Here is a 6,800-nt window from a genome sequence, read left to right as displayed (position 1 = left end):
CGAGCCGAATTGACGCACTTTGGTGTCGTTGCGGGCGGCGGCCTCGGTGATCGAGCTGAGGTCGGTGATAATCGTGGGCGGGTGGGTAGCGTGCTTCGGCGCGCCGGCGGCGCTGGCCGGCCCCACGTGGATCCCCACCGCGAGTGATACCGACCCGACGAAGGTGATGGCACCGGCCGCCAACGCGGTCATGGCCCCGGCGTAGGACAACTGCCGCTTCTGAGTGGGCGCCGGAACGGGTTCGCTGATGTGCTCGACCAGCTGGTCGTCGGTGAATTCGGTGCTTGCAGCCGCCGACAGCGCCGCGCCGCGCGCGATCGTCACCTGGGCCATCGATTGCACGAAAACCGGTACCGGCAAAGTCGTTTCGAGCTGCCAGGAGAGGCCGTCGATGTCGCTGTGGCCGCCCACCCCCCAGATCGCCGAGGCGGTGACGGCCGTCGCGCCGCTTCCGGCGGCCCCGCCGGCCAAGCCGCCGGCCCCACAAACGAAACTCCCTGCCGGCGAACCGGTCTCGGACGCCAGCGTTCCGGAGGAGCAGCCGGGCGCCGGTGGCGAACGACAGTCGGACGGCGGTAACCGACAGCCCTACCTGACCCGGGTGCTCGAGCACATACCCGGTGACACCGGCGATCCGGCGGTTGACTCGGCCCCGCGCGCAGCGACCGACCCGCAACCCTGAGCTCGCCCGGCGCCGGTGACCGCGGCCCTCAGTTGCCCTGGGCGCGAACGGCGGCGAACGACAACGACACGTCGTCGGCGACCTGGACCGACCCCATCAGCAGCGAGTACGGCTTGATGCCGTAGTCGGACTGCCGGATGGTGGATTCGACTGACATCCGCCATGATTCCCCGAGGTCTTCGGTCTGCACCTCGACGACATGGTCCCGCGACACTCCCCGAATGCGCAGAGTGCCCATCAGGCGGTAGTTATCGCCGGCGTTTTCGATGACATCCGCTGTATAGCAGATTTCGGGAAACCGGCTGGCGGACAACGACTTCAGGGCGTTGGACCGCACCAGCGCCTTCTCCGCCCCGGACAGCCCTTTGACACCGCCGTCACCACGCAGCACGTCGAGCGAATCGGTCTCGACGGTGAGCTGTGCGCTGACGGGTTGGGAGTCGGACCAGCTCACGGTGGCACGCCAGCGCGTCATCGCGATGGTAAGACGATGGCCCATCCGCGCCGCCCTGCCGCTAACGCCGGTGCGCAGCAACAACTCACCGTCAGCCGGGCCGATCGTCCACACCGCGCTTTGGTCGGAAGTCACGAATCGACTGTGTCACATGGTCAAAACGGTGCGGTAGTGCGCCCGGCCGCCTTCCAGGGCCGCGTAGCCCTCCGCGGCTTGCGACAGCGGCAGCTCCTCGATCCACGCTCTTACGCCGGACAAGACCGCGAAATGCATTGTGTCCTCGACGTCTTTCGCCGTACCGGAGGGATGGCCGACGATGCTGATGCCCGGCGTTATCAGCTGCACCGGGCTGATCGGCAGCGGTTCGGGCGTGACGCCGATGGTGACCAGTTGGCCCCGGGGCAGGATGCCGCCGACCGTGTCGGCCATCGCCTTGGAGTTTCCGGCGGTGGCCAGGACGACCGTCGCGCCGCCCAAGTCCTTGAGCGCCTCGGCGGGGTCGTTGGCCGTGGAGTCGATGTAGTGATGGGCGCCCAGTTTTCGGGCGTCGTCGGCTTTGCCGGTGCCGCGGTTGATCGCGATGGTCTCGAAACCCATGGCCCGGGCGAATTGCACCCCGAGGTGGCCCAGGCCGCCGACGCCGAGTACCGCCACCCGGTCGCCGGGCAGCGCGTTGGTGTGCCGCAACGCGTTATAGGTGGTCACGCCGGCGCATCCCATCGGGGCGGCTTCGGCATCGGACAGCTCGGCCGGTATGCGCGCCAGCGCGCTCACCGGCACGGTCACCGACTCGGCATATCCGCCGGGATATTGCCAACTCGGCACCTTGCCGTTTTCGCAGTGAATGAACTGTCCCTTGCGGCATTGGTCGCAGCGCTGGCAACATCCGCCGAACCAGCCGACCGCGACGCGATCGCCGACTGCGAAATCCTGGACGCCGTCGCCGATTTCGGCGATCTTGCCGGCGATCTCATGCCCCGGAGTCAGCGGCCACGATATGCCGGGGAAGTCGCCGTTGACGAAGCGCGCGTCGGTCCCGCAGATGCCGCACGCGGCGACCGTCAGCCGCACCTCATCGCGACCCGGTGGCTTGGTTTCGGCGTCGACCAGCTCCAAAGCTGCACCGGCGGACGGGACATGGACGGCTCGATGATTGGGCATGTGATTAGCTTGTCACCCCTGGGCCTGATGCGCGACGGGACATTTCTGGGAGCCGTTGGTGTGGTAGTCGACCTGCCAGTGTTTGATCCCATTGAGCCACCCCGACCGCAGCCGTTCGGGCTTGCCGACCGATTCCAGGTCGGGCATGGCATCGGCGATCGCGTTGAACATCAGGTCGATGGTCATCCGCGCCAGGTTGGCCCCGATGCAGTAGTGCGCGCCGGTGCCACCGAACCCGACGTGCGGGTTAGGGTCGCGCAGGATGTTGAAGGTGAACGGGTCCTCGAATACATCCTCGTCGAAATTGGCTGAGCGGTAGACCATTACGACGCGCTGGCCCTTCTTGATCTGCATGCCGGACAGCTCGTAGTCCTGCAGGGCGGTCCGCTGGAACGAGGTGACCGGGGTGGCCCACCGAACGATCTCGTCGGCCGTGGTGGCGGGACGCTCCCGCTTGTACAGCTCCCACTGGTCGGGGAAGTCGGTGAAGGCCATCATGCCCTGTGTGATGGAGTTGCGGGTGGTCTCGTTGCCGGCCACCGCCAGCAGGATGACGAAGAAACCGAACTCGTCGTCGGAGAGCTTGTGCCCGTCGACGTCGGCCTCGATCAACTTGGTGACGATGTCCTCCCCGGGATTCTGCGCCCGGTCGGCGGCCATCTGCATGGCGTAGGTGATCAGCTCGACCGACGCACCCATCGCGTCATTGCGGGCGAATTCCGGATCCTGGTCGCCCACCATCTCATTCGACCAGTGGAACAGCTTCATGCGGTCTTCCTGCGGCACTCCCAGCAGTCCGGCGATGGCCTGCAGCGGAAGCTCGCAGGACACCTGCTCGACGAAGTCGCCGGAACCCGCGGCGGCCGCCTTCTCGACGATCTGACGGGCACGCTGGTTCAGGTCGTCACGCAGCAGCTCGACGGCGCGCGGTGTGAAGCCGCGGGAGATGATCTTGCGCAGGTGGGTGTGCTGCGGGGCATCCATGTTGAGCAACACGAACTTGCCGGTATCGCGCTGTTCGCGCACCGTGCCCTCTTTGTATCGGGGCAGGGCGGTGTTCACCAGGCTGGAGAACACGTCGCTGCGCCGCGAAATCTCTTTGACGTCCTTGTGCTTGGACACCACCCAGAAGCCGCCGTCATCGAATCCGCCCACCCCGTCCGGTTGTTCGTTCCACCAGATCGGCGCGGTCCGGCGCAGCTCGGCCAGCTCTTCCACCGGGAGCCGCTCGGCGTGGATGTCCGGGTCGGTGAAGTCGAAGCCGGGAGGCAGATTGGGGACCGGCTTGGCAGTTGGCTCGACGGTTGGCATGGCCCGCTCCTCGATGACGAAGTGGTCTAGTCGTCCTTGTGCAAGGAAACCACTGCCGCACCTTGGTTGGGAAGCATTGAGGAAAGATCGTCGGCGGCGAATTGGAACGTGTTCCTGACCGGCCGTTTCGCCCCGTGTCGCGGGTGCACGCCGACGATCGGACCCACAAGCCGGAACGGTCTTGTGGCCGACGGTCCGCCGGATATGCTTTGGTGCAGGTCACCGGCGACGACAGGCGGGGTAGGACATGATTCGGGAACTGCTCAGCGCCGCTTCGATAGCGGGCATCACGATCGGCCTGGCCCCGTGCGCGGCCGCCGGTTACGACGGCGACGTGCCGGGCATGAACTATCAGGCCTCGCTGGGCGCGCCGTGCGACAACTACGAGCGTTTCATCTTCGGACGGGGGCCCAGCGGCCAGGCCGAGGCTTGCCACTTCCCGCCCCCCAATCAGTTCCCCGCGGCGACCACCGGCTATTGGGTGGCCTCTTATCCGCTGTACGGAGTCCAGCAGGCGGGCGCCAAGTGCCCAGGCCCGCAGAGCGCCGCACAGTCGGACCGCGGACTTCCGATGCTGTGCCTGGGAGCCCAAGGGTGGCAAGAGGGCTGGTTCACCGGGGCAGGGTTCTTCCCACCGTCCGAGTAACGACCATGCGCGATCGTCCGGCTCAGCCTTCGATCCCACGCTGGCTACGCTTCGTGCTGGCCTCCGACCGGGCCGGCTCGGCCTGGTACATCGGGACCGGATTCTTCTTCGCCCCGGCGCTGGCGGTGCTCTCGCCCTGGCCCACCGTCACCGCCGTGCTGTGGGGTGTCATCGCGCTGGCCGGGCTCTGGCTGGGACTGCTGGGCATCGCGATGCCCGTCGGACTGGCCCGAATTTTGCGCTCGGGGGCCGAAATTCCCGATGACTACTGGCGCAGCCTGGTGCACTACTAGGCCCCGATAGGCGTCACCGCCCGTAGCGAAATGCCACCCGAGCCCGTCTAGAGTCGTAGCAACCGTCCTGCAACACAAGGGAGACTCGAGATGGCCTTCAACGCCAGGGATGCAGTCGACGCCGTCAGGGACATCGCGACCAACGCCGTCGAAAAAGCCTCCGACATCGTCGAACACGCCAGCGACATCATCCGCGGCGACGTCGCCGGCGGCGCCAGCGGCATCGTCGCGAATTCGATCGACATCGGCACGTACGCGGTGGACCGGACGAAGGAAGTGTTCACCGGACGCGACGAAGCCGACGAAGCCGACGAGGTCTAGGCGCACCGGCCAGGCCAGCCTCCGCGTCAGACGGAGGCGGCCTCGTTCAGTTCGTCCAGCCGGTTGGTGGCTTCCAGGTACTCCTGCACCCAGCGCTCGATGACCGTTGAGGTCTTCTCCACCTTGGTGAACTGCCCGACCACCTGGCCGACGGGGTTGAATGCCACGTCGACGGATTCGTTCGGGTACCTGTTGGTGGCCCGCACGGCCATGCCGGAGACCATGTACTGCAACGGCATTCCGAGCGGCTTCGGGTTTTCCGGTGCCTCCCACGCCTCGGTCCAGTCGTTGCGCAGCATGCGGGCCGGCTTGCCGGTGAACGACCGGCTGCGGACGGTGTCGCGGCTGCCGGCCTTGACGTACGCCTGCTGCTGAACCGGGGTGTTCGAGGACTCCTCGACCATCAGCCACTGCGATCCGGTCCACGCGCCCTGCGCGCCGAGCGCCAGTGCGGCCGCGATCTGCTCACCGCTGCCGATGCCACCGGCGGCCAGCACCGGGACCGGGGCGACCTCCTTGACGACCTGCGGCCACAGCACGATCGAGCCCACCTCGCCGCAGTGCCCACCAGCCTCACCGCCCTGGGCGATGATGATGTCGACGCCGGCGTCGGCGTGCTTGCGAGCCTGCGAGGGGGAGCCGCACAGCGCCGCGACCTTGAGCCCGGCCTCGTGGATGTGCTTGATCATGTCGGCCGGCGGGGTGCCCAGCGCGTTGGCGATCATCTTCACCTTGGGGTGCTTGAGCGCCACCTCGACCTGGGGCGTGGCCGTCGCCTCGGTCCAGCCGAGGAGCTGCAGGCTGTCGCCGTCGCTGTCCTCGACCGGCACGCCGTGGTCGGCGAGGATCTTCTTGCCGAAGTCGAGGTGCTCCTGCGGCACCATCTTGCGCAGCGTCTCGGCAAGCTCCTCCGCGGACAGATGGGAGTCCATGCCCTCGTACTTGTTCGGGATGACGATGTCGACGCCGTAGGGGTGGTCGCCGATGTTCTCGTCAATCCAATTGAGTTCGATCTCCAGCTGCTCGGGGGTGAATCCGACCGCACCGAGCACGCCGAACCCCCCGGCCTTACTGACCGCCACCACGACGTCGCGGCAGTGGGTGAAGGCGAAAATCGGGAACTCGATGCCGAGTTCGTCGCAGATAGGGGTGTGCATTACAACTCCTGGGAGCTCGCCGAATTGGAACGTGTTCTAGTTTAGTACGTAGCTCACTGACGTGGCCAGCGGGTCCTGACCTGCGCCTTGCGACTACGACCCGTCACCGCGGTCAGATCGCGGTGCTGTTCGCCACCCACAGGACGAGAAACGCGAGCATGCAGGCGGCGCAGAGCAGATGGTCGCGGCACACCGAGCGCGCCAGGCGCGTTTGCTCGGGCGGACTGTCCTCGCGGTGCCCGAGCTGCACCGCATCGGGAACCGTGTGCGTCAACGCCAACATGGTCGGAATGCCGGCAAGCGCGGCCGACGTCACCAGCAGCCAACCGGGATCGTGGCCCCGCGCGGCCTGCAGCACCAGCGTTCCCACCAGGGTCAGCATGACGAGTGCGATCAATCGGCTCATCGGCCGAGACGCGGTGGTCGCGCGGTGGTAATACGCCGCGATGGAAGCGAGCACGGCCTCGGGCAGTTCGGTCGTGGCCTTGCGATACCGAAGTACCTGGACGTCGAAGATCAAATCCATCCACAAGACGGCGAGCAGGAACCCGCTGCAGGCCGTGAGCAACGAGGCCATGGCACTCACCCACCTCTATCCAATCGCGCACCGCGCCGCAGCGCGGTTGCCGCTTGGACTCATTGTTCTCGGCGACGCAATAGGCGCGATGGTCCACGCTTTGACGCGTTGATCCGGCAAACCCAAATCACTTGTGCCTCTTTTGTTTCAGTGGTTTCAGGGGAGCGCTTTTTGTCGGTGGCCCGTTCTAGCATTCGA

General features: G+C 66.5%; 9 protein-coding genes and 1 pseudogene. 4 read left to right on the top strand and 6 right to left on the bottom strand.

What is annotated here, in order from left to right:
* Positions 1-333 (bottom strand): annotated as a pseudogene (locus A5624_RS17030) (hypothetical protein); the annotation flags it as partial.
* Positions 334-391: 58 nt separating this feature from the next.
* On the opposite strand from A5624_RS17030, the gene A5624_RS17025 reads away from it, so the two are divergent.
* Positions 392-682 (top strand): hypothetical protein, encoded by a 291-nt coding sequence (locus A5624_RS17025; RefSeq protein WP_066868436.1) that lies wholly within the window; start codon positions 392-394, stop codon positions 680-682.
* Positions 683-710: 28 nt separating this feature from the next.
* Here the strand turns inward: A5624_RS17025 and A5624_RS17020 are convergent, their stop codons facing one another.
* Genes A5624_RS17020 through A5624_RS17010 form a run of 3 tightly spaced genes read right to left on the bottom strand, consistent with a single transcriptional unit; the run spans position 711 to position 3,608 of the window.
* The gene (locus tag A5624_RS17020; protein WP_066868434.1) at positions 711-1,271 is read right to left on the bottom strand and encodes a YceI family protein; all 561 of its coding nucleotides are present in this window, start codon (positions 1,269-1,271) and stop codon (positions 711-713) included.
* A 12-nt stretch (positions 1,272-1,283) separates the two neighbouring features.
* On the bottom strand, positions 1,284-2,297 hold the full coding sequence (locus A5624_RS17015) for an alcohol dehydrogenase catalytic domain-containing protein (protein ID WP_066868432.1): 1,014 nt from the start codon (positions 2,295-2,297) through the stop codon (positions 1,284-1,286).
* Between the two features lie 12 nt (positions 2,298-2,309).
* Complete coding sequence (locus tag A5624_RS17010) at positions 2,310-3,608, bottom strand: cytochrome P450 (RefSeq protein ID WP_066868430.1); 1,299 nt, start codon at positions 3,606-3,608, stop codon at positions 2,310-2,312.
* Positions 3,609-3,855: 247 nt separating this feature from the next.
* Here A5624_RS17010 and A5624_RS17005 point away from each other — a divergent pair, with 247 nt between their 5' ends.
* From A5624_RS17005 to A5624_RS16995, 3 genes are all read left to right on the top strand, one after another.
* Positions 3,856-4,254 (top strand): hypothetical protein, encoded by a 399-nt coding sequence (locus A5624_RS17005; protein WP_066868428.1) that lies wholly within the window; start codon positions 3,856-3,858, stop codon positions 4,252-4,254.
* Between the two features lie 5 nt (positions 4,255-4,259).
* Positions 4,260-4,547 (top strand): hypothetical protein, encoded by a 288-nt coding sequence (locus A5624_RS17000; protein ID WP_066868426.1) that lies wholly within the window; start codon positions 4,260-4,262, stop codon positions 4,545-4,547.
* Positions 4,548-4,637: 90 nt separating this feature from the next.
* A complete protein-coding gene (locus tag A5624_RS16995) occupies positions 4,638-4,868 on the top strand; it encodes a hypothetical protein (RefSeq protein ID WP_066868424.1) in 231 nt (76 codons plus the stop codon).
* 26 nt (positions 4,869-4,894) lie between these two features.
* Here the strand turns inward: A5624_RS16995 and A5624_RS16990 are convergent, their stop codons facing one another.
* Together A5624_RS16990 and A5624_RS16985 are read right to left on the bottom strand one after the other, a co-directional pair.
* The gene (locus A5624_RS16990) at positions 4,895-6,025 is read right to left on the bottom strand and encodes a nitronate monooxygenase (RefSeq protein ID WP_066868422.1); all 1,131 of its coding nucleotides are present in this window, start codon (positions 6,023-6,025) and stop codon (positions 4,895-4,897) included.
* 112 nt (positions 6,026-6,137) lie between these two features.
* Positions 6,138-6,602, bottom strand: coding sequence for a hypothetical protein (locus A5624_RS16985; RefSeq protein WP_066868420.1), 465 nt, complete (start codon positions 6,600-6,602; stop codon positions 6,138-6,140).
* Positions 6,603-6,800 lie beyond the last annotated feature (198 nt).

The sequence above is a fragment of the Mycobacterium sp. 1482292.6 genome (genome assembly GCF_001672995.1).
GTDB lineage: Bacteria > Actinomycetota > Actinomycetes > Mycobacteriales > Mycobacteriaceae > Mycobacterium > Mycobacterium europaeum_A.
The sequence above is the reverse complement of the archived record's forward strand: the minus strand, read 5'-3'. Positions and strand labels throughout refer to the sequence as shown.

What these genes read in the sequence shown, in the direction of transcription:
- A5624_RS17025 (WP_066868436.1), top strand. Translation starts at nt 392, where the DNA reads ATGTCGCTGTGGCCGCCCACCCCCCAGATCGCCGAGGCGGTGACGGCC.
- A5624_RS17015 (WP_066868432.1), bottom strand. Translation starts at nt 2,297, where the DNA reads ATGCCCAATCATCGAGCCGTCCATGTCCCGTCCGCCGGTGCAGCTTTG.
- A5624_RS17000 (WP_066868426.1), top strand. Translation starts at nt 4,260, where the DNA reads ATGCGCGATCGTCCGGCTCAGCCTTCGATCCCACGCTGGCTACGCTTC.
- A5624_RS16990 (WP_066868422.1), bottom strand. Translation starts at nt 6,025, where the DNA reads ATGCACACCCCTATCTGCGACGAACTCGGCATCGAGTTCCCGATTTTC.
- A5624_RS16995 (WP_066868424.1), top strand. Translation starts at nt 4,638, where the DNA reads ATGGCCTTCAACGCCAGGGATGCAGTCGACGCCGTCAGGGACATCGCG.
- A5624_RS16985 (WP_066868420.1), bottom strand. Translation starts at nt 6,602, where the DNA reads ATGGCCTCGTTGCTCACGGCCTGCAGCGGGTTCCTGCTCGCCGTCTTG.
- A5624_RS17005 (WP_066868428.1), top strand. Translation starts at nt 3,856, where the DNA reads ATGATTCGGGAACTGCTCAGCGCCGCTTCGATAGCGGGCATCACGATC.
- A5624_RS17010 (WP_066868430.1), bottom strand. Translation starts at nt 3,608, where the DNA reads ATGCCAACCGTCGAGCCAACTGCCAAGCCGGTCCCCAATCTGCCTCCC.